Source organism: Microbacterium sp. CFSPD4_SD4, assembly GCF_057364585.1.
Genome location: NZ_JBNFOC010000014.1, coordinates 38,622 through 58,916, shown reverse-complemented (window position 1 = coordinate 58,916; position 20,295 = coordinate 38,622). Strand labels below are relative to the sequence as shown.

19 protein-coding genes are annotated in these 20,295 nt (G+C 68.9%); 6 read left to right on the top strand and 13 right to left on the bottom strand.

The features are described from left to right. Positions 1–19 precede the first annotated feature (19 nt). On the bottom strand, positions 20–1,459 hold the full coding sequence (locus AC2W7E_RS15355) for a lipopolysaccharide biosynthesis protein (RefSeq protein WP_485989449.1): 1,440 nt from the start codon (positions 1,457–1,459) through the stop codon (positions 20–22). Between the two features lie 388 nt (positions 1,460–1,847). On the opposite strand from AC2W7E_RS15355, the gene AC2W7E_RS15350 reads away from it, so the two are divergent. Beyond that, positions 1,848–2,687 (top strand): glycosyltransferase, encoded by an 840-nt coding sequence (locus AC2W7E_RS15350; protein ID WP_485989448.1) that lies wholly within the window; start codon positions 1,848–1,850, stop codon positions 2,685–2,687. Positions 2,688–2,764: 77 nt separating this feature from the next. Next, entirely contained in the window at positions 2,765–4,159 is a 1,395-nt protein-coding gene (locus AC2W7E_RS15345; RefSeq protein ID WP_485989447.1) for an O-antigen ligase family protein, read from the top strand. Here the strand turns inward: AC2W7E_RS15345 and AC2W7E_RS15340 are convergent. From AC2W7E_RS15340 to AC2W7E_RS15290, 11 genes are all read right to left on the bottom strand, one after another. Further along, complete coding sequence (locus tag AC2W7E_RS15340; RefSeq protein ID WP_485989446.1) at positions 4,125–4,922, bottom strand: HisA/HisF-related TIM barrel protein; 798 nt, start codon at positions 4,920–4,922, stop codon at positions 4,125–4,127. The two genes, AC2W7E_RS15345 and AC2W7E_RS15340, sit on opposite strands and share 35 nt — an antisense overlap. Next, a complete protein-coding gene (gene hisH / locus AC2W7E_RS15335; RefSeq protein WP_485989445.1) occupies positions 4,907–5,509 on the bottom strand; it encodes an imidazole glycerol phosphate synthase subunit HisH in 603 nt (200 codons plus the stop codon). The genes AC2W7E_RS15340 and hisH overlap by 16 nt, the downstream gene beginning before the upstream one ends. Then, a complete protein-coding gene (locus AC2W7E_RS15330) occupies positions 5,506–6,750 on the bottom strand; it encodes a glycosyltransferase family 4 protein (RefSeq protein WP_485989444.1) in 1,245 nt (414 codons plus the stop codon). Before AC2W7E_RS15330 ends, hisH begins: the two co-directional genes overlap by 4 nt. Beyond that, positions 6,747–7,880, bottom strand: coding sequence for a glycosyltransferase (locus tag AC2W7E_RS15325; protein WP_485989443.1), 1,134 nt, complete (start codon positions 7,878–7,880; stop codon positions 6,747–6,749). The genes AC2W7E_RS15330 and AC2W7E_RS15325 overlap by 4 nt, the downstream gene beginning before the upstream one ends. Positions 7,881–7,888: 8 nt before the next feature. Beyond that, positions 7,889–9,010, bottom strand: coding sequence for an N-acetyl sugar amidotransferase (locus tag AC2W7E_RS15320; protein WP_485989442.1), 1,122 nt, complete (start codon positions 9,008–9,010; stop codon positions 7,889–7,891). Continuing rightward, a complete protein-coding gene (locus tag AC2W7E_RS15315) occupies positions 9,007–9,648 on the bottom strand; it encodes a NeuD/PglB/VioB family sugar acetyltransferase (protein WP_485989441.1) in 642 nt (213 codons plus the stop codon). Before AC2W7E_RS15315 ends, AC2W7E_RS15320 begins: the two co-directional genes overlap by 4 nt. Beyond that, positions 9,641–10,261, bottom strand: a complete 621-nt coding sequence (locus tag AC2W7E_RS15310) for a sugar transferase (protein ID WP_485989440.1) — start codon at positions 10,259–10,261, stop codon at positions 9,641–9,643. The genes AC2W7E_RS15315 and AC2W7E_RS15310 overlap by 8 nt, the downstream gene beginning before the upstream one ends. Then, a complete protein-coding gene (locus AC2W7E_RS15305) occupies positions 10,258–11,388 on the bottom strand; it encodes a DegT/DnrJ/EryC1/StrS family aminotransferase (protein ID WP_485989439.1) in 1,131 nt (376 codons plus the stop codon). The genes AC2W7E_RS15310 and AC2W7E_RS15305 overlap by 4 nt, the downstream gene beginning before the upstream one ends. After that, positions 11,385–13,256, bottom strand: coding sequence for a polysaccharide biosynthesis protein (locus AC2W7E_RS15300; RefSeq protein ID WP_485989438.1), 1,872 nt, complete (start codon positions 13,254–13,256; stop codon positions 11,385–11,387). Before AC2W7E_RS15300 ends, AC2W7E_RS15305 begins: the two co-directional genes overlap by 4 nt. Before the next feature lie 71 nt (positions 13,257–13,327). Continuing rightward, complete coding sequence (locus AC2W7E_RS15295; protein WP_485989437.1) at positions 13,328–14,281, bottom strand: hypothetical protein; 954 nt, start codon at positions 14,279–14,281, stop codon at positions 13,328–13,330. Between the two features lie 4 nt (positions 14,282–14,285). Then, positions 14,286–14,474, bottom strand: a complete 189-nt coding sequence (locus AC2W7E_RS15290; RefSeq protein ID WP_485989436.1) for a hypothetical protein — start codon at positions 14,472–14,474, stop codon at positions 14,286–14,288. Between the two features lie 70 nt (positions 14,475–14,544). Between AC2W7E_RS15290 and AC2W7E_RS15285 the strand changes: the two genes are divergently transcribed. Together AC2W7E_RS15285 and AC2W7E_RS15280 are read left to right on the top strand one after the other, a co-directional pair. Continuing rightward, positions 14,545–15,909 carry a tyrosine-protein kinase domain-containing protein gene (locus AC2W7E_RS15285; protein WP_485989435.1) on the top strand — a complete coding sequence of 455 codons (1,365 nt, stop codon included), beginning with the start codon at positions 14,545–14,547 and terminating at the stop codon, positions 15,907–15,909. A 103-nt stretch (positions 15,910–16,012) separates the two neighbouring features. Beyond that, positions 16,013–17,476 carry a tyrosine-protein kinase domain-containing protein gene (locus AC2W7E_RS15280; RefSeq protein ID WP_485989434.1) on the top strand — a complete coding sequence of 488 codons (1,464 nt, stop codon included), beginning with the start codon at positions 16,013–16,015 and terminating at the stop codon, positions 17,474–17,476. Between the two features lie 19 nt (positions 17,477–17,495). Here the strand turns inward: AC2W7E_RS15280 and AC2W7E_RS15275 are convergent, their stop codons facing one another. Then, the gene (locus AC2W7E_RS15275; protein ID WP_136052052.1) at positions 17,496–17,942 is read right to left on the bottom strand and encodes a GtrA family protein; all 447 of its coding nucleotides are present in this window, start codon (positions 17,940–17,942) and stop codon (positions 17,496–17,498) included. Between the two features lie 54 nt (positions 17,943–17,996). Between AC2W7E_RS15275 and AC2W7E_RS15270 the strand changes: the two genes are divergently transcribed. Both AC2W7E_RS15270 and AC2W7E_RS15265 read left to right on the top strand, forming a co-directional pair. Then, the gene (locus tag AC2W7E_RS15270) at positions 17,997–18,782 is read left to right on the top strand and encodes a glycosyltransferase family 2 protein (protein WP_485989433.1); all 786 of its coding nucleotides are present in this window, start codon (positions 17,997–17,999) and stop codon (positions 18,780–18,782) included. Next, positions 18,779–20,230, top strand: a complete 1,452-nt coding sequence (locus tag AC2W7E_RS15265; protein WP_485989432.1) for a hypothetical protein — start codon at positions 18,779–18,781, stop codon at positions 20,228–20,230. Before AC2W7E_RS15270 ends, AC2W7E_RS15265 begins: the two co-directional genes overlap by 4 nt. The last annotated feature ends 65 nt before the right edge of the window (positions 20,231–20,295 follow it).

The following is a 20,295-nucleotide window of genomic DNA, read 5'->3' as shown; positions in this document are numbered from 1 at the left end:
CCATGGTTGCGTGCACGACTCACGCGCGGCGACGGACGCGAGCAAGCAGAAGACGAACAGTGCGATGACGGGCGAGCAGCCATAAGCTCGTCAGCACCCCTGCTCCCAGCACCGAGTAGACCGGACTCAGTTCCCAGTGCTGCCCGAGAACGACGAGAGCGAGCGTCACGGCCAGAACGACCACGACAATGATCATCTCGGCCGCCCAGGCCATGCGGTACCGCCTCCACGCGATGGCGAGGGGAATCGCCGAGATGACAACGGTACCGACGGCGAAGCCGAGCGGGATCGCCGTCGGTGAGCCGCTCGGGACGAGCGCCACCCACACCGCGACCCCGACAACCGCACCTATGACGCTCGACACTGCCGATGTCGCCATACCGCGATTCGAGGATGCCGTGACCGCACTCACTGCAGGCACGGCGATGGTGCTGATGACGATCGCTGGGAGCAGGATCAGAATTATCCATGCCGTCTGCGGGAACCTCGAACCCCAGATCAGCGATACGAGAAGCTCCGAGAGCACCGCGAGCGGTATGAAGAGTGCGACCATCACGGTGATGACGATGGATGTCACGGCACCTAGGCGAAGCTTGACCGCCTGCGTCGCCCCGACGCTGTGCGTTGCGGCAAGCGCGGGGAACAGCACTGCGGCGAGCGCGGCGGCGAGCACTCCCAGCGGCGTCGTCATGGTCATCGCTGCCGAGTATTGACCGACGAAGGAGAGTCCCTGGGCGACTCCACCAACCAGAACCGCAGCCTGCGCGAAGCCCGTGCTCGCAAGCGTTCCCACGACGGAGAGCGCGACGAAGCCGCGGATCTCCTTGATCAGTCCTGCTGGAAGGCGCCGAGAAGACCGGCGCGGCCAGGAGAAGGCCATGAAGATGATCGGGAGCGCGACGAGAGGAGCCATGACCCATACGTCGCGGACACCGAACAGGAGCAGAACGATCGTCGCAGTGACGCTAAGACACGCGATTACGAGGCTCCACTTCGCAAGGCGCGCGCCCTCCCCGCCTCCGAAATGGAGGCCTTCGACGAAGGCGCGTCCGGCGACGGCAACGACCATGAGGCCACTGACCAGGGCGACTGATCCGCTGCCCCGGTTTCCGAGCAGTACGACCGCGCTCACGACCAAGGCCGCCGCTGTCGACGCGAGCATCACCCGACGAGACAGGTGGGTGGCGACGGCCCGTGCCATCTCCCGCTCCCCCTGGGCACCGAGGCTCGACAGATACCTGCTCGCCGCGCCCCCCGCCGGGTAGACCAGGGCTGCGATCGACGCCGTGGAGGTGACAGTCTGCGTGAGGCCAAGCAGCCCGGCTCCCGCGATTCGCCCGATTGCGATGTTGACGAGGAGAGTGGTGAGCCCGGGCGCGAGTCTGCTCAGCAGCGCGAGAACCCCCTTACGTCCGAGCGCGTTCGTGGTCGTCCGGTCGTACGCCGGGCGCGCGAACATTCTCGATCTGGTCAACGCACCTCATTCTTCGGATTCGAGTCCGGACTCCCCGGGGCGCCAAGGCACAGGTGCACGAGTCTGAGACCCCGGGCATAGACTATCGGCACACGGTTCGGACTCGACCGTGTCGAGTCCCTCGACCGAAGGCGCCGTCGTGAACCAAACGCTCTCGATCGGTCCGCTCAACTCCGCGTCACAGGCGAGCGCCTGGGCCCGTTCGTTGCGAGATCGGACGGCGCACGAGGCATTCACGGTCGCCTTCGATGGCCCGGTTGCGAGCCTTCTCCGTGACCGACGCGTCAACGACCGTTCCAGCCACTCTCTTCCCCACTATCGCCTTGCGCCGCCCTGGCTACGGCGAGCACGGGTACGTCAGCTCATGGGCCGCGTGACCTATCTCCTGAACGAGAGCAACATGCCTCTGGTGGGCGATCCGCACGTCACCCGCTTCACCGACGAGGCGGAGATGTACCGCCGTCTCGGCGTGCGTACTGCCGTGGTGTTCCACGGCAGCGACGCCAGGGATCCTGAACGGAGCATCGAGCTCAACGAGCACTCGTTCTTCACCGAAGCCGACCCGGAGTGGATGCAGCGACTGGGCGAGCAGGCTCGGCGGAACCGCAGAGCGGTGGCGTCGGCTGGTCTTCCTACCTTCGTGACGACCCCGGACATGCTGCAGCATGTCGAGGGATCCGTCCTCCTCCCCATCACGGTCTCACCGGCCAGGTGGGCTGCTGCAGACGCTCCTTTACGTCGCGCTGTGCCTCGCGTGCTCCACCGCCCGAGTGCCAACGCCGCCGTGACGAAGGGAACCCGGCACATCGATCGCGCACTGGAGCTGCTGGAGCGCCAGGGAAGCATCGAGAGGATCCGAACCGGTGTGGTCTCGCACGAGGCCATGCCTGCTCTCCTGCACAGCGCCGACATCGTGATCGATCAAATCCAGACGGGAGCATACGGAGTGATCGCGATCGAGGCGATGGCTGCGGGCCGTGTGGTGGTGAGCAGCGTGTCGGAGCACACGCGACGAGTTCTGGGGGGCGTCGTCCCTCTCTTCGACGCTAACCCCGCGACCATCACGGCTGTACTCGACAACGTGCTCGCCGACCGGGAACGCGCGAGGGAAGTCGCTGCGAGCGGACCGGCGTTCGTCGAACAATGGCATGACGGCACCACCGCGGCGACAGTGCTGGATGACTGGCTCCGCGGACCCGCGCACCAGGGATAGGTCGGGATAGACTGCCCCTACCTTCGACCCCGTCTGCGTGTTCGCACCACGCGGCCACCGAGCCTGGAGATACCGCGATGCAACGGGCCGCCGCGACGAACACCGCGCTACCGCGCCAGACAACGCTCGTGTCGCCTGGTGAGGATCCCATCCCGTCCAGCACCAGAGCTGAGCGTGCCTTGATCTTCGTCCTTCCGACGCTCGCCGCCCTCGGCCCCCTCGCGCCCGGGCTCGGGAACCTGTTCGCGTTCCGTGTTGCCACTCTTCTGTTCTTCTTCATCGTTGTCTTCCGACGCCGCCCGAAGAGAGGCCCGTCTGCCTTGCGGACAGCGACCTGGGTCCTCCTGGTCATCGGCACGCTCGCCGCCTTGGGGCTGAGCTTCGTCCACGGCGTGGACCCCTACGCCGCGTCCGAGCTTGTCTCGTGCTTCTTTGGCGGCATGCTGGTGATTGCCGTCCTGCTCGCGCGGCTCGACCAGCGATTCGTGACTGCTCTCTTTCTCGGATGGGCGGCGTCTGTCATCGTCACGGGTGCGCTCGCCGCGTATGAGTTGCGGACGGGATGGCGCGCGAGCAACTACTTCGCGAACCGCGACGCGGAGAGCGTGCTCACCGACCCTGGCCTGGCCAGCACCTTCGGAAACCCGAACGACTTCGCGTATTTCCTGCTGATCGCTTTCCTCATACTGGTCGCGGGGTTCGCCGTTGTCCGCAAGCGCTCTGTGGGTCTACTGATCATCATGTTCTTGGTCGGAATCGCGTTTCTCATACGGGAGACGCAATCAACGCTGGGGTTCGTGGCCCTCTCGGTCATCGTACTGAGCTTGGTTCTGGCCAGGTTCCCGCGGACGATGATCATCGTCGCTCCCGTGATCGCAGCAGGAGCACTACTGGTGGTGACCTCACCCGGCGGGATCGCCGGGATCATCGGCGTGGAGCGCGCTCAAGTCTCCTGGTTCGACGAGGGGCAGACGGGTGCGATCCGCTTCAACTTGTTGGGCAATGGTGTGAACTTTGCGTTGGAATCGGGTTTCCTCGGCCTCGGGCCCGGCGGATACGAGCCGCGCACAGCCGAAGTGCACCCGTACGATCTGGCGACGAAGGGAATTCTGAGCCCCCACAGCGCAGCGCTGGAGATCTTGAGCCAGTATGGGATCTTCGTCTTCGCCGCAACTGTCGTGGTCATGTTCCACATCGCGCGCGCAGGATGGCGCTCTTATCGCGACAGGGGCTTCGGTCGAGGAAGACAGATCGCGGGCCTGGCACTCGTCGTGTTCGCGCTGCTCTCGCCCCTGATGACGATGATGGCCAGCGCGAGTCTTGAGCCGTCGTACACCTGGATGGCATTCGCGTCGATGCTTGCTCTGGCGATGTGGTTGACCGAGGCCAGGGCAGCAGGGGCGGATGCCGGCGCACCCCGCGCGTCGACGCAGCCGATCAGTAAGCAGTCCCGCTGGGGGACGCCTTCATGAGTGCCGCGACCTCTGATGGCTCTGGATACGTGATCAGCACGGCGTCGCGTCGACCGTAGAACACAAACTGACTGCCCGCCGCAACGGCGTCCGCTCCGGCGGAGATCGCTGCAACGAAGTCCTCGAAGGAACCGGAGCCGCCGAGAGCGACCAGCGGCACAGGCACCACTTCGGCTACCAGCCGGATCGCCTCCAGGTCGTAACCCTCCCGCGTCCCTTCCCGGTCGACGGCGGAGAGGATGATCTCGCCCGCGCCAAGGCCGACGGCACGACGAGCGACGTCTCCGACGTTCTCCGGCTCCCGGCGTGTGCCGGATGCGCTGGTCGTGACGAGCTCGCCGTCCACGCCACGGCGCACGTCGATGCTCGCGACCACGCTCTGCGACCCGAGAGCCGCCGCCATCGCCTCCACCGCTTCCGGCGCGGTGAAGAGGGCGGAGTTGACGATCACCTTCTCGATGCCGAGGTTGACCACGCGTCGGGCTTGAGCGACCGAGCTCAACCCGCCGCCGTACGCCACCGGCATGAACGCCTCGGATGCGATGTCGGCGAGAACCTCGTACGCCGGATCACGATGCGAGCGGCTAGCGGCGATGTCGACGACCACCAGCTCGTCGACCTGCTTCTCGTTGAAGATCTTCACGGCGTTGATCGGATCGCCGAGGTAGCGCGGACTCTGATACTGCCGTGTCTTGACCAGCCAGCCTCCGTCGTCGATCTGGAGGACGGGGATCACCCGCGGGGCGATCACGACCGTGCCCACTGATCGAGCATCTGCATCCCGAAGGCGTGGCTCTTCTCCGGGTGGAACTGGGCACCGGTGACGTTCTCGCGCTGCACCATCGAGGTGAACTCCCTTCCGTACTCGCTCCGTGCCAGCTCATCGCGCGCGTCCGAGACGACGACGCGATAGCTGTGCACGAAGTAGAAGCGATGATTCTCCGGGAGTCCGTCGACGATCGCCGCAGGTTTCTGCACGGCCAGCTGATTCCAGCCCATGTGCGGCACGCGGGTCCCCCGGGAGTCGTCGAAGCGCACGCTTCCGCCGGGGATGAGTCCCAGGCCGGAGGACGTGCCTTCCTCGCTCGAATCGAGCAGGAGCTGCATTCCGAGGCAGATTCCGAGAAGTGGACGCCCGGTGCGGGCGAACTCGAGGATCGCGGCGTCGAACCCTCCTTCGCGGAGCTTCGCGGTGGCGGCGTCGAAGGCTCCGACCCCCGGAAGCAGCAGGCGCTCCGCGCCCACGATCTGCTGCGGGTCCGCCGTGAGCTCGGCCTCCTGGCCGATCCGGCGGAACATGTTGACGAGGGACCCGATGTTCCCCACCCCGTAATCGACGATCGTGATCATCGGTACTCGTCTCCCTTGCGCGTGAGCATGACGCATCGATCGAGCACACCGTCCAGACGCTCGGCCAGTGCGCGGTAGTCGTAGTGGGCGATGACGTGGGCGCGGGCATTCACCGCCCAGCGTGCCCGGTCATCAGCGGCGTCCGGGGATGCCATCCGGACCATCGCTGCTCCGAGTGCCTCCGCGTCGTCAGCGGGGACGACGATCCCGGCATCGGCCTCGGCGACCACGTTGTTCCGTGCACTGCTCGCCGCGAGGATGGGGCGAGCAGCAGCGGCGTAGTCGAAGATCTTGTTCATGCTCACCCCGAATCGGTAGACATCGAGGTCGAGGATGTTGATGACCATCGCGTCGGCTCGACCGACCAGGACGGGAACCCGGCCCTTGGGCACCGGCGGCTCGAAGATGATCCGATGGCCGTGGGCGGATTCCGCCGCGCGCTGCCGGATCGCGGGGAGCTCCGCGCCGGTTCCGATGATGTCGAGCCGCAGTCTGGGCTCGACGGCGGCGGCGGAGAGGAAACCCTCCACGATGGCGCTCAGGCCGTTCGCGCGCCCGACGGAACCGAGATACATGAAGACGAAGTCGTCTCCCCCGGGCGGCGGCGCACCGTCGAAGTCGTCGGCGTCCGTGCCGTTGGATATCCACACCACCTTCTCCTCCGACACCCCCTGGGCGACCAGGTACTCGGACGCGAACGGAAGCAGTGTGATGACGGCGTCGGCACGGTCGCACAGCGTGCGCTCCAGCCGGCGCAGCATCCAGGACAGCGGACTCCGAGGCGAGAGCTTTCCCATATCGATGAGAGTCTGCGGCCAGAGGTCGCGGATCTCGAAGACGAACGGAACTCCGGCACGGCGGGCCAGAACCGAAGCCGACCATGCCGCGAGCGGGTGCACGGTGCTCCCGATCACCACATCAGGACGAGGGAGGTCTGCGACGTTCGACCGACGCAGAAGGGCCGCAGTGAAGGCGGCCATGTTCCGGAGCCGGCCCAGCCCTCCTTCGTACTCCGGCGTACGCAGGAATCGGAACCGAACACCGTCACGTACTCGATCGCTCGCTCGCGCGCCCGAGATCCCGGCTCTACGCCGACCGGAGGGGTGCTCGGTGCTTGCGGCGAGCAGAACCACGGTCCAACCGCGCTGCACGAGCCCCCGCGCGAGCGAGAAGTGACGAGACCCGGATGCGGTCTCCTGCGGGTCCGTCGCATAGTGGTTGACGATCCAGACGGTCTTCATGCCGCGCCCCGCACTCGTCGGTACTCATCGAGCATGCTCGCCGATTCCGTCTGCCAATCCGGCAGCTCGACCGCGGCGATCGCACGGCGTCCGGCCGCGATGTCGTCGTCGGTGAGCGATGACAGGGCACGGACGATCGAAGCCGCATCGCCGTCGATCTTCCAGGCTGCCGCCTCGGCTCCGAGAAGGCGGTCGACCTCGACGAGGTCCGTGGAGAAGAAGGGAACGCCGGCCATCGAATACTCCAGCGCCTTGTTCGGCAGCGACAACGCATAGGACAGGCAGGTCGCCTCGATCAGGCAGAAGCCGACGTCGCCTCCCGCGACGGCATCGACGACCTCGTCCGAAGGAACGGCCCCGAGGTGATGGATGTTCACGTGCCGGTCCGCGGCGCCCCGCACCACGCTCTCCAATGCTCCGGCACCGATGAAGACGATGTGATCCCCGGCGGACGCACGCGCGGCGAACGCGTCGAGGATCTCCGCGATGTGACGATGGGCCACGATGTTCCCGACGTGCACGAAGACGCGGTCGTCGGCGGGGATGTCGAACTTCCTCCGCAGATCGACCGCCTGCGGATCCCGCCCCCGGGACGGCGCATTTCGCACGCTGGTCACACGCGCTCCGGGATACGCGGTCCGATACCAGTCTGCGATCGACTCGTTGACGACGAACACTGCGTCGCACCGACGGATGTAATGCCGCTCGATCATCCGGAAGATCTTCCCCTGGACGCCGTGCGAGGTCGACGTCTCCGTCTCGAGCTCATGGGTGTCGTAGATCAGAGCGGCGCGATGGCGGCGTGCGATCGCATGACACACAGGCAGCACAGCCACCGAGTGGGCGTTGACGACGCGCACGGGACGCGATCGCCACCGGCGGTACGTCGCCACCGACCAGGAGATCTGTTCCAGGATGCGTCCCACGATCGACCGCGGCCTCTCGTCCGCGACGGAGCCGACGCGTTCGATCGATCGGACCTCGTCGAGTCTCTCGACGTCGGGGAGACCGGCGGCTCTCTGACCGGTCACCACGACCCGCTCGAACAGGCCGGCCTCCGCGACCGCCTTCGTCTCCCGGAAGATGCGGCTCTCGTTGACGATCGGTGCGGGATAGACGTGGACGTTCATGCTCTCGGTCATCGCGGGTAGAGCCCCAGCTTTCTCAGCCGATTGACCATGCCGCGAAGGAACTGCACGAAGCCGTAGGAGTTCCGGTAGGCGCGGTAGCTCGACGCGGGTCGCTCGACGATGTCGGCGAGTTGCGCAGGCGTCAGCGAGAGCTTTTTCAGCAGCAGGAGTTCGTCCTCGGCGCGGAGACGCTCGCTGTAATCGCTCTCCGCCACGGCCGCCAGCGCCTCCTCGCGCGAGATCTGCCCCGAGTTGATCAGATCGGAGTAGTGGCCGCGACGCTTGTCGATGCCGAACTTCTTCGGGAGATAGAAGCCCTGCACCCAGCGGGTGAAGATGGATTCGTAGTGCTTCCCCTCGTACGGAACCCAGCCGAGCTCCTCGACGAGCTCTGCCATCGCCTCGGACTTGTCGTATTCGAGGTAGTTGAGGATGGAGACGATCCGCACGCGCCGTACGAAGGTCGTCCAGGCGAGCGTCACGAACCCGAAGTGCGGATAGGTGCGCAACGGCACCCGGCCGAATCGGCGGTGCACGTCCTTGAGGTACCGCCAGTCCGAATGACCGTACGACCAGGAGGGTACGCTGATCGACTCCGTGGCGAAGTTCATCCCGGAGATGATGAACCTCACACCGTGCTCACGCGCGACCCTCCAGAGCGTGGCCTGGATGGCATGGTCACTCGGGATGTCGGCGTCCGGCGTCGATGCGAACAGGTACGACCGTTGCAGGTCGTAGAACTCGTCGAGACGCAGGACTTCCGTGTGAAGGTCGATGTCGAGGGTGCGCAGGAGCCGTTCGATGTTGAGGACGGCGAGGGCCGAGTTCCATCCGTTGTCGACATGGACGGCGAGCGGACGGAGGCCCAGTCGCTTCACCTGAAGCGCCACGTAGGAGCTGTCCACTCCCCCGCTCACGCCGATGATGCAGTCGTACTCCCGTCCCTTCCCTGCGCGCGAGATCGCATCGACGACCTGCGCCATCTTCGCCGGGCGCTGCTCGACGGGGACGACACGGGACTCCAGCAGCGCGTCGTATCGGAGGCAGTGGTTGCACACGCCGTCCACGAGGACGATGTCCGGGTCCACGTCCGAGTTCATGATGCATCGCGTGCATTCCCGAACCGTCATCGAGCAGGCACCCCTTTCACGGTCGTTCCGGCCTCGACATCCCGCGTCACGCACGCCGCCGCCCCCACCGTCGCACCCGCACCCACGGTGAGGCCCTGGAGGACGACCGATCCGGCACCCAGCAGGACTCCGGTCTCGACGCGGACGTTTCCGGACACGATCGCCCCGGGATTCACCGACGCGAAGTCGGAGAGCACCGCGTCGTGCCCGATGACGCTGGCCGGGTTGAGATGCACATGATCGCCGACCGTCACGTTGGTCGACACCTGCACACCCGACGTGATGACCACACCGACACCGATCCGGCTCCGCGACCCGACGACGGCGCGCGGATGGATGAGGGTGGCCGCGCGCAGGCCCGCCGCGGTCAGACGGCGTGCGACGGCCTCGCGCACGCGCGGCGCACCGATCGCGACGACGAAGCGCTCGTCGCCGGATGCGTGCGGCAGCCACTCCTCCTCGGTGCCGAGGTAGGCGACGTCGCGTTCCGCGAGTCGATCGAGGTCGATCTCGCGCGGTCCGGCATCGATGACGCCGACGACATGGAGAGTCCGTCCTTCGGCATTGATCGCCTCGATGACATCGAGTGTCTCCCTGCCGAACCCGCCGGCACCGACGACGACGATGCGCTCAGTCATTCTCCTCACCGAACCTCGCCATCGTCACATGCCCCTCCGCGGAGATCCCCTCACGGGTGACTACCGCACCGATCGTAGCGATCACGATGCGCAGGTCCAGCCCGACGCTGCGCCGATCCACGTACCGCACGTCCTGAGCGAAACGCTGCTCCCAGGTGACGGCGTTGCGTCCCGTCACCTGCGCGAGCCCGGTGATCCCCGGCCGCACCTCATGCCGTCGCGCCTGCTCCGGCGTGTAGCGGTCGAGGTACTCGACCAGGAGCGGGCGCGGCCCGACGATGCTCATGTCGCCGCACAGCACGTTCCACAGGCTGGGCAGCTCATCCAGGCTGGTGGCACGCAGGCGGACCCCGAAGGGCGTGAGCCGGTCGGCGTCGCTCACCCAGCCTCGCGCCGCGTCCACCGACCGCATGGAGCGGAACTTGTACAGCGTGAAGATGCGGCCGTGCCGCCCGGGCCGCGGCTGCGCGAACAGCACCGGCCGCCCGAGCCGCGCGGCGACCAGGACCGCCGTCGCGAGGATCACGGGCGACAGCAGGACCAGCGCGACCCCCGCGACGAGGATGTCGAGGCCGCGCTTCACGATGTCGTACGCCCGGAGACCGCCGCTCATCGGTCCAGGAAGCCGCGGATCGCGGTGGTCACCCGCGCGCGCTGGTCGTCGGAGAGCGCGGAGCCGCTCGGCAGCGTCAGCCCGCGCGCGAACAGCGAATCCGAGGCGCCGGAGAGCCGTCGGCGCGCGGTCGCGAAGACGGGCTGTGCATGCATCGGCTTCCACAACGGACGGCTCTCGATGTCGTCCTCCGCGAGCGCGGCGGCCAGCACGGACGGCTCCCATCCGGTCACGGCGGAGTCGACGAGGATCGACGTCAGCCAGACGTTGTCGTCCTCGTCGCCTTCCGCGCCGAACACCTCGACGCCATCGATCTCGGCGAACAGCCGCTTGTAGAGTTCCCGCATCTCACGGCGTCGCGCGATCATCGCGTCGAGACGGACGAGCTGCGCGCGACCCAGCGCCGCCAGGAGATTGCTCATCCGGTAGTTGAAGCCGATGTCGGTGTGCTCGTAGTGGACCACCGGCTGCCGTGCCTGCGTCGCGAGGTAGCGCACGTGCTGGGCGAAGGCCTCGTCGTCCGTCAGCAGCATGCCGCCGCCGGACGTGGTCATGATCTTGTTGCCGTTGAACGACACCACCGACGCCCGCCCGAAGCTCCCGGCAGGGCGTCCGGCGTGGACGGCGCCGAGCGACTCGGCGGCATCCGCCAGCACCGGCACACCGAACTCGTCCGCGATCGCCAGGATCGCGGTGTAGTCGACAGCCTTGCCGAGGAGGTCGACGGGGACGATGGCCGCCGCGCTCTCGCCGCCGTCGCGGAGCTCGATCAGTGCTTCCCGCAGCAGCACGGGGTCCATGTTGCCGGTCCGGGGATCAGCGTCGATGAAGTAGGGCTCCGCCCCGGTGTATGTGATGGCGTTGGCCGTGGCCGCGAACGTCATCGACGACGTCAGGACCACGTCTCCCGGCTTCACCCCGAGGGTGAGCAGCCCCAGGTGCAGTCCTGCCGTGCCGGAACTCAACGCGACGCCGTGCGCGACGCCGACCCGGTCCGCCAGCTCGCGCTCGAACGCGTCCACGTCCGGCCCGAGGGGCGCGATCCACCCGGAGCGCATCGCCGCGACGACGGCTTCCTCCTCCTCCACCCCGACATCCGGGGAGGACATGAAGATGCGGGTGCTCATCGCTGCGCCACCGACCCCATCCGCACCGGGGCGATCGTGACCGTGTCGTTCTCGCGGGGCGTCGCGAACATCCGGCGCATCCAGCCTTCCTTGTCGAGACGGTCGGGCGTGATCGTGTCGACACGCGTGTGGGAGACCTTGGGGTGGAACGGACGCTCGAGGTTCTCCCGGGAGCCGACGAGCTCCTCGTGCAGCTTCTCGCCGTTGCGCAGCCCGGTGAAGACGATCTCGATGTCCTTGCCGGACATGGCGATCATCCGCTTCGCGACCTCGAGGATCGACACGGGCTCGCCCATGTCGAGGATGAGCACCTCCCCCGCACGCCCGATGCCGCCCGCCTGCACGACGAGCTGGCAGGCCTCGGGGATGGTCATGAAGTACCGCGTCGCCTGCGGATGCGTGACCGTGAGCGGCCGCCCCTCCGCGATCAGTCGCTGGAACGTCGGGAGCATCGATCCGCGGCTGCCGATGACGTTGCCGAAACGCACCGAGAGGTAGCGCATGCCTGTCTCTTCTCCCGCCCAGGCGGTGAGCTTCTCGGCCACGCGCTTGGAGTGCCCGAGCACGCTGGTGGGGTTGGCTGCCTTGTCCGTCGAGATGTTGACGAAGGTCGTCACGCCGGCGCGGCGGGCGGCGTTGATGACGTTGAGAGTGCCGATGACGTTCGTCTTCCAGGCTTCGTCGGGGTATTGCTCGAGCATCGGCAGGTGCTTGAGCGCGGCGGCGTGGAAGACCACCTCGGGACGGCGCTCGTCGAAGATCCGGTCGAGCGTCGCCGTCTCGCGGATGTCGGCCAGCACGACGTCCGGCGTGTCGAGCAGCCCGTGACCGGCGGTGCCGAGCTGCGCGAACTGCAGCCCCGTCTCGTCGCGGTCGAGCATGACCAGCTCGCGCGGACCGAACTTGGCCAGCTGGCGGCACAGCTCCGCGCCGATCGATCCTCCGGCGCCGGTCACGAGCACACGACGACCGGTGATGTAGCCGGCGATGAGCTCGACGTTGGTGTCCACGGGGTGACGGCCGATGAGGTCCTCGATGCTGATGTCACGGACGTCGGTGAGCGCCCGGGTCCCCGAGGTCATCATCTCGATGCTGGGGGTCACCGCCACACGGAGCCCCGCCGCCTCGGCGCGATCGGTGAGCGTGCGCAGCAGGGAGCTGTCGGCACGGGCGATGGCGATCACGGCGAGAGTGGCCCCGGTGCGGGCACGCGCGGCAGCGATGTCCCGCGTGGTGCCGATCACGGCGACCCCGCGCAGGCGCAGGTTCCGCTTGTCCGGATCGTCCTCGAGGAGCCCGACGGGCCGGATCGGCGACAGCGGGTCGGTGGTCATGTTCGCGAGGAGCTTGTCGGCGACGAACCCGGCGCCGATGATGAGCGCAGGCTCCGCGTCCACCCCGGGCTTGCGCGAACGCTCGATGACGAGCCGCGCCACGTACCGCACACCGAACATGAGCAGCAGCACGAAGGGGAACGCGAGGATCAGTGTGGCGCGGGGGACGCCGATCACCGTGCCGAGCGGGATGACGACGAGTGACAGCGCCAGCGCTTCGGCGACGACCAGGAACGCCAGCGTGCGGACCTCGTCGAAGGATCCGTACGTGAACCGGCCGCGATACAGCGCCGTCGCCAAGCCGAGGACGATCTGGATGGCGCCGGCGACGACCGCGAGGACCACGGTCGTGATCCACCCCTGGGCGTCCATCTGGAACTCGAACCGGAGCGCCACGGCGAGAACCACCCCGACGCTCCAGCACGCACCATCGACCAGCGCGGCGAGCAGGCGACGGCGCCGCTGCTTGACCGATGCCTGCGCCGGCAGCCGGTTCTCGTCGGCCTCATCGCCGATCCTCTGTACGCCGCTCACGACAGTCTGCTCCCCCGCATTTTTCTCCACCTGTGTGCCATGCTCTCACAGCAAACGAGAAGGTCCGTGCGTTAGGGGGTGCCGTCGCCGTCCTGCGTGTCCGGTTCCGTGGGGGCGGGAGACTCGACCGGGTCGGGCGGAGTGGTGCCGCCGGTCCCCGGGTTCTGCGGGAAGCTCTGCTGCTGCTCCGCTGCGCGGCGATCGGCCTCCTCGCGCTCGGCCCGCAGCTGGTCCTCGACGAGCGCGCCGAAGGCATCGCGGTACGCCGCATACGCCGTCTGCGCGTCCGCGGACCACGGGTCGGCGGCGGCCGCGGCGTCGGCCGTCTGGGTCACGGCGACGCGGAACGGCTCCCCGGCCCCCGGCCGCTCCTCCGTCGCCGATTCGGCGGAGGGGACGAACGAGTCGGCGAAGGCGGCGAGAGCCGGTGCGGCAGCCGGCCGGAGCGCGTCGAGCGCCCCTCGGACCGTTCGCATGTCCGCCGTCTCGCGGTCGAGGGCCTCCAGGCGCTCCTGCGCCGCGTCGATGGCACCGCCGACCTCGACCAGGGAATCCTCGTCGACGTCTCCGCGCCGATACTCGGCGGGCGCCGCGGGGATGTCGATGGCGGCGAGACCCGCGAGGTAGGTGTCGAGCGCCGCGACCGCCGCCTGCCGCGGCGCGGGGTCGGTCACATCGAGCACGTCGCCCTCCGACGAGAGCGGATCGGGGACGGTGGCGGTGTCGAGCAGAGCCGCGCGCAGCGCCGTCGCTTCCGCTGTCTGCGTCGCGATGTCGGCGACGATGCCGTCCCTGGTCGTCGTCAGAGCCTGCTGCGCGTTCTGAATGGTCGCCTCATCGGCCTGGAGCGACTCGAGCGCACTGGCCGCGGGGCTCGCCGTGGCGGCCTGGATCCCACCGACGGTGACCGCGGTGACGACCGCGACGACGGCCAGCGCGGCAGCGGACAGGGACAGCGGATCGAGCTTCCGACGACGGCGCGGGGCCTCCGAGGCGACCGCGGGCGCGACGGCGGCGAAGGGCACCGCGCTACGGGCGGCGGCCTCCCGCGCGGCGCGCGAGTTCCCGGGTGTCCGACATGCCGGCGGCGCGGGGCGAGCGCGAGCGCGGATCCCCGACGAGATCGCGCAACCGTGCGGCGGAGGCCACCTCGCGCACGGCGGACTTCTCATGGTCCGTGCGCGGGCCGTCGGGGAAGAGAGTGTCGAGAGCCGTCATGCCGCCTTCAGGGAATCGGTAGTCTCAAGAGAACATACCGCCGATCCGGCCTGACCATGCGGGGAGACCGATGCAGCTCCAGGACTATCTCCGGATCGTCCGACGGCAGATCGTCGTCATCCTCTCCGGCCTGCTCATCGGGGTCTCGGTGGGCGCGGTGGTGGCGATGCTCACCCCGCAGCGCTACGAGGCGTCGACACAGGTGATGGTCACCGTGCAGCTCTCCGAGACGGCCTCCCCGACCGAGCGTGCGCAGGCCACCGGCTACGCCACCCAGATCGTGCAGACCTACCGCGACGTCGTCACGACCTCGCTCGTGCTCGACCGCGTCATCGACGACCTCGGCCTCTCCGCGTCGCCGTCGGAGATCGCCGCGGGTACGACGGTCTCCTCGGAGCTGAACAGCTCGATCCTGACCATCCAGGTCGGTGACACGAATCCCGGTCAGGCCGCCAGGATCGCGAACGGCATCGCGGAGAGCTTCACCGCCGTCGTGGCCGACACGCTCGAGAACCGCGGCCAGGAGACCCCGTTCTCGATCCGCGTCGTCACCCTGCAGGCGGCCCAGGTACCCACCATGCCCGTCGCGCCGAACATGCCGCTGTCGTTGGCGATCGGCGCGGTCGTGGGCCTCGGCCTCGGCCTGGCAGCGGCCCTCCTCCGGTCGGTGCTCGATCAGCGTGTGCGCACGCAAGCCGACGTGGAGGCCGCCGTGCCCGCTCCCCTCCTCGGCCGCATCCCGTTCGACACCGATACGGAGGAGCGGCCGCTCGCGATCAGCTCCGCGCCGCAGAGCGCACGCGCCGAGGCCTACCGTGCCCTCCGCACGAACGTGCACTTCCTGTTCCGCGAGAACCGCGGCGTCTTCGTCATCACGAGCTCCGGCCCGGGAGAGGGCAAGTCGACCACGGCGGCCAACCTCGCCCTCGCCTTCGCCGATGCGGGGCATCGCGTGGCCCTCATCGATGCAGACCTGCGGCTCCCCCGCGTGGCCGAGTACTTCGGGATCGAGGGCGGGGTCGGCCTCAGCGACGTCCTGGTCGGGCGCGTCCGACTCAACGACGTCATCCAGCGGTGGGGCCGCAGCGCGTTGTTCGTGCTCCCCGCCGGCACCGTACCTCCGAACCCGGCCGAGCTGCTCGGCTCATCGGCGATGGAGGAGCTCGTGCAGGCGGCCTCCGCCGCGTTCGACGTGGTCATCATCGACGCACCGCCCCTGCTCCTCGTGACGGACGCCGCTGTCATCGCCCGGATGACCACGGGAGCGATCCTCGTCGCCGCGTCGGGGAGCACTCCGTCCGGGCGCCTGTCGGCCGCCGCCAAGAGCATCGAAGCAGTCGGCGCACCGGTGCTCGGGACCGTCCTCACGAAGGCTCCGTTCGCCCGGCGAGACGCCGCCGTGCAGGCCGCCACGGCGGCCGGAACTCCGCGATGACGCCGACGCGAGGCGTGACGCCTGCTTTTTGTGAGAATATCGGGATTTGACTCTGCGGCTCACCGATGAGCGGGAGCTGCCCAGCAACAGAAAGAACTGCCGCGTGGAACTTCGCGACTATGTGCGCATCCTGCACCGCAACTGGATCATGATCCTGATCCTGCTCGTCCTCGGCGTCGTGGGCGGTGCCGGATACGCGGCGCTGCAGCAGCCCACCTACGTCGCCTCGACGCAGCTGTACGTGTCGGTGCGGACCGAGGGCGCCGCCACCGGCGACCTCGTGCAGGGCACGACGTTCGCGCGGCAGATGGTGACCAGCTACGTCGACGTCGTGGGCACGGCCCTCGTGCTCGACCCGGTCATCGAGGAACTGGATCTCGACGAGACCGTCTCGAGCCTCGGCCGCAACGTCACCGCCACGACACCGTTGAACACCGTCCTCATCGATGTCAGCGTGACCGACGACGACGCAGCCAGAGCCGCGGAGATCGCCGACGCCGTGGCCGCCAGCTTCCAGAACGCGGTGCAGAACACCCTGGAGCAGCCGGCCGCCGAGGGTGCGGTCAGCCCCGTGCAGATCACCGTGACCGAGCCGGCCGCGGTCCCCACCTCCCCGGTGAGCCCCAACACGCGCATGCTCATCCTGCTCGGCGGCGTCATCGGCCTCGCCATGGGTGTCGGCATCGCCATGCTGCGCACGGTGCTGGACAACCGCATCCACACCCTGCATGACATCGAGGCGCTCACCGACCGACCGGTGCTCGGCGGCATCGCCTTCGACCCGGAGGCACCGAAGCGTCCGTTGATCGTGCACGCCGATCCGCGGAGTCCCCGCGCGGAGTCCTTCCGGAGCCTGCGGACGAACCTGCAGTTCCTGAACCTCGACAGCGGACCGCGCATCTTCGTCGTGTCCAGCGCGGGCCCCGGCGAGGGCAAGTCGACCACGACCGCGAACCTGGCGATCGCCCTCGCGGAGACCGGCGCGCGCGTCGCCCTCCTCGACGGCGACCTCCGCCTCCCCCGTGTCGCCGACTACATGGGCCTCGAGGGTGGCGCCGGTCTCACCGATGTGCTGATCGGCCGGCTGGATGTGGCAGACGCCCTCCAGAAGTGGGGTCGCAACGACCTCTACGTCCTCCCCAGCGGACAGGTTCCGCCGAACCCCAGCGAGCTGCTCGGTTCGTCGGCGATGGATGACGTGCTCCAGGCGCTGGGCGAGTACTTCGACTACGTCCTGATCGACGCCCCGCCGCTGCTCGTGGTGACCGACGCGGCGGTCCTCGGTACCAAGACGCGCGGTGTCATCCTCGCCGCCGCGTCGGGGAAGACCAAGAAGCAGGAGCTCTCCGGCGCGGTCCGCGCCCTCGAGAACGCCGGCGTGCAGATGCTGGGCGTCGTGGTGACCATGCTCCCGACCAAGGGACCGGACAGCTACGGCTACGGGGCGTACACCTACGGCTCGACCCACGAGCTCGACGGCACCCCCTCCACGAAGGCCACCGCGAAGCTCGGACGCCGCTGGGGCAAGAAGAACGCCCCGAAGAAGCGCACGACCGCCCGTGCCTGACGCCGACCCCGTCGGCCGCTCAGGCCTTCGGCGACGCGACCCGGAAGACGATCGAGTGGTAGAGCACGAAGCGCAGCAGCACGACGATGACGATGCTGACGAGATTCACGGCGTTGACGGCCACGGCGCCCGGCGTACGGCCGAGGATGCCGCCGACCGCTTCGACACCGACCCACACGAGCGCCGCGCCGAGCGCGGTGCACACGGCGTTGGTCGCGAGGAACAGACCGACTTCCGCGACCCGTCCTCGACGATCGCGGTGGCGGAAGGTCCACTCCCGGTTGCCGATGTAGGCGTTGATGAGGGCGACGAGCGAAGCGACGATCTTCGCGGCGACGACGTCCCACCCCCACGCATAGACGAGAAGGTTGAAGACACCGACCTCGATCAGAGTGCTCAGCGCCCCGACCACGAGGAAGCGGCTGCCCACGCCGGCGAGGCGACGCAGTCGGGAGGGAGGATTCATGGCTCAACTAGGCTACTGGCTGACACCTCCGCACCCCGCCACCGCAAGGACTCCGTGACTCTCCGCCACCTCGCCGTCGTCATGCCCGCCTACAACGAGGTGGAGGGCATCCGAGGCTTCATCGACGAGATCCGGTCCGCGGTCGCTCCGCTGGCCGACGAGGTCTCGTTCCACATCGCCGACGACCGCTCGACGGACGCCACGGCCGTCCAGTTCGACGACGTCGACGATGCCACCGTCGTGGTGCAGCCGGCCAACCGCGGCCACGGTCCGACCGCTCTCGCGGCCTATCGCGCCGGTCTCGCCGCTGACCCGGACGCGCTCGTGCACGTCGACGGCGACGGCCAGTTCCACGGGGCCGACTTCCCGCGGCTGCTGCGCGCGCTCACCGGCGAGCAGGCCGACGTCGTGCACGGCGTGCGAGACGGACGCACCGATCCCTGGTACCGCAAGACGCTCACCGGCGCGGTCGGCCTCCTCATCGCGGTCGCAGCGGGTCGCCGCATCCCGGACGTCAACACGCCGCTGCGCGCCTACCGACCTGAGGCGCTGCGTGTCCTGGTCGAGGCGGTGCCCGCGGACGCGACGGTGCCGCACGTGCACTTCTCGCTCGCCGAGGCCCGCGGCGGCTTCCGCGTGCGGTACGTCCGGGTGGCCAGCATCCCGCGCCGCGGCGCATCCAGTACCGGCACCATGTGGGGCCGCGGCGGCGGACTCCCGCTGCCGCCGAAGCGCCTGCGCGTCTTCGTGCGCTCCGCGCTCACCGAGGCATGGCGGCTCTCGCTGCGTCCGTCCGCTCCGCTCCGCGCCGTCCGTCGTCCGGAGCCCGTACGGCGATGACGCGGCTGCGCACGGCCCTCTTCTGCGCGGCGGCCGCCGCCCTCGTGGTCGGCCACGTCGTCCTCGCCTGGCACAGCCTCACGGTGGCCCGTTTCTGGGAGGACGAGGCCTTCAACCTGACCGTGCCCCGCAACCTCCTCGCCGGGCTCGGGTACGCCAGTGACGGCGCCCTGTCCGGCTCGACCATCACGCCGTTCGACCCCCGCATCTCCACAGGCCCGGTCGTCCTCCTCCCCGTGGCGGCGCTCCTGGCGACCGGCATGGACCCCGTGCTCGCCGGCCGGCTCGTCCCGCTCGCGTTCTGGGTGCTGCTCCTCGCTGGACTCGCCGTTCTCGGGCGGCGTATCGGCGGACGCTGGGCGGCGCTTCTCGCCGTCGGCGTCCCGCTGGCGTTCACGGCGAGCGCCGGGGTCTCTCCCCTCCAGGGGCCGGCCGACCTGTTGGGTGAGATCCCTGCGGCGGCGCTGCTGGTCTGGGCTCTCGCCGTGCTTCCGCGGCGTGCCTGGCTCGCGGGGCTTCTCGTCGGACTCGCGGTGCAGGCCAAGCTCATCGCCGCGCTCGCGCTCCCCGCTTTCGCTGTCGCGCTGTGGGTCCTCGCGGAAGGCCACGGCTGGGCGCGGATCCGTGGCACGCTGCGGACCTCCTGGCTCCCGCTGCTCTTCTCGGCGGTGCCCGCGGCGCTCTTCGAACTGGGGGCACTCCTGGCTCTCGGCCCGGCAGGGTTCGTGGATCATCTGCGCGCGTTCGTCCGGTTCGTGCGCAGCGGCGGCCAGACCGATGCCGCCACGACCGTGCTGGACAAGCTCGGCACCCTGGCCGAGTCCTGGTCGCTGCCGCCGGTCGTCGCCCTCCTGGGCGCCGTCCTCACCCTCGCGCTCGTGGCACTCGGGGTCGCCCGTCGCTGGCGGACCGCGACGGAGGAGGAACGCGTGGTCATCGCCTACGCTCTCGCCGCCGTCGTCGGCGCCCTCGCCTTCGTGGCGTGGTGGGCGACCGCGTCGCGGCTGCCGCTCTGGGTCCGTCATCCCGCGCCCGGGATCCTCGCCTTCTTCCCGGTCCTCGCCGCCGTCGCTGTGTGGGCGGTCGCCCGGCTGCCGGAGCGAGGCGCGTGGCGGGTCGGCGGGACCGTGGCGGCGGCCCTGATCGGAGCGATCGTCGCGACGGGGGCGGCGCTGCACGTCGCGGACACCGTCTCATCCCGCGGACTGACGCTCGCCGAGCAGCGGGCCGATGTCGAGCCGCTGCGGGCCTGGGTCGAGGAGAACGACGTCGAATGGGTGGCGGCGGAACGCTGGGGCTGGGCGGTGCCCCTGGTGGTGCTCACCGGTGCGCATCTCGGTCTGCAGGATGCACCGTCGATGACCGAGGCGCCGCGTCTCGCCCTCGACGACTGCGGCACCGCGACGCTGGTCTCGGGCGCGACGAGCCGCCTCTGCGCGGCCCGCTGAACCCGAGCCCTCCGGAGACGACGAACCGGCCGGCCGCCGAGGCGACCGACCGGTTCGGAGACGAC

What these genes read in the sequence shown, in the direction of transcription:
- AC2W7E_RS15355 (WP_485989449.1), bottom strand. Translation starts at nt 1,459, where the DNA reads ATGTTCGCGCGCCCGGCGTACGACCGGACGACCACGAACGCGCTCGGA.
- AC2W7E_RS15345 (WP_485989447.1), top strand. Translation starts at nt 2,765, where the DNA reads ATGCAACGGGCCGCCGCGACGAACACCGCGCTACCGCGCCAGACAACG.
- hisH (WP_485989445.1), bottom strand. Translation starts at nt 5,509, where the DNA reads ATGATCACGATCGTCGATTACGGGGTGGGGAACATCGGGTCCCTCGTC.
- AC2W7E_RS15330 (WP_485989444.1), bottom strand. Translation starts at nt 6,750, where the DNA reads ATGAAGACCGTCTGGATCGTCAACCACTATGCGACGGACCCGCAGGAG.
- AC2W7E_RS15325 (WP_485989443.1), bottom strand. Translation starts at nt 7,880, where the DNA reads ATGAACGTCCACGTCTATCCCGCACCGATCGTCAACGAGAGCCGCATC.
- AC2W7E_RS15320 (WP_485989442.1), bottom strand. Translation starts at nt 9,010, where the DNA reads ATGACGGTTCGGGAATGCACGCGATGCATCATGAACTCGGACGTGGAC.
- AC2W7E_RS15315 (WP_485989441.1), bottom strand. Translation starts at nt 9,648, where the DNA reads ATGACTGAGCGCATCGTCGTCGTCGGTGCCGGCGGGTTCGGCAGGGAG.
- AC2W7E_RS15310 (WP_485989440.1), bottom strand. Translation starts at nt 10,261, where the DNA reads ATGAGCGGCGGTCTCCGGGCGTACGACATCGTGAAGCGCGGCCTCGAC.
- AC2W7E_RS15305 (WP_485989439.1), bottom strand. Translation starts at nt 11,388, where the DNA reads ATGAGCACCCGCATCTTCATGTCCTCCCCGGATGTCGGGGTGGAGGAG.
- AC2W7E_RS15290 (WP_485989436.1), bottom strand. Translation starts at nt 14,474, where the DNA reads ATGACGGCTCTCGACACTCTCTTCCCCGACGGCCCGCGCACGGACCAT.
- AC2W7E_RS15285 (WP_485989435.1), top strand. Translation starts at nt 14,545, where the DNA reads ATGCAGCTCCAGGACTATCTCCGGATCGTCCGACGGCAGATCGTCGTC.
- AC2W7E_RS15275 (WP_136052052.1), bottom strand. Translation starts at nt 17,942, where the DNA reads ATGAATCCTCCCTCCCGACTGCGTCGCCTCGCCGGCGTGGGCAGCCGC.
- AC2W7E_RS15265 (WP_485989432.1), top strand. Translation starts at nt 18,779, where the DNA reads ATGACGCGGCTGCGCACGGCCCTCTTCTGCGCGGCGGCCGCCGCCCTC.